Source organism: Priestia sp. SIMBA_032 (assembly GCF_046535215.1).
Classification (GTDB): domain Bacteria; phylum Bacillota; class Bacilli; order Bacillales; family Bacillaceae_H; genus Priestia; species Priestia aryabhattai.
The window spans coordinates 1-264 of sequence record NZ_JAWRXD010000861.1; the positions used below are offsets into that span (position 1 = coordinate 1).

The window sequence follows — 264 nt, forward strand, 5'->3', positions numbered from 1 at the left end:
GTGGCGTGGATGGTGCTGGGGTGGGCGTTCATGCCGGTGTACTACATGAACGAGCGGCAGTTCGGCTCTACCGAAATGGGTATCTTGATGAGCGTGCTGGGTGCCAGTGCCTCGCTCTGCAGTTTCATCGTGCCTGCGCTTTCCGACCGCCTGGGCCGGCGCCTGGTAGTGGTGGTGTTTTCCCTGATCGGGGCGCTCACGCCGCTGGCAGCGCTGTATTTTCAAGGGCCGTTCTGGATGCTTTGCACGGTGTTGTTCATCACC

At 61.0% G+C, this 264-nt stretch carries 1 protein-coding gene; it reads left to right on the top strand.

Annotated features, from left to right (window positions below; all coding sequences use genetic code 11):
- Positions 1-30: 30 nt before the first annotated feature.
- Positions 31-264: MFS transporter (locus SB717_RS36775; RefSeq protein WP_410908008.1), on the top strand; the 234-nt coding region annotated here is incomplete at its 3' end.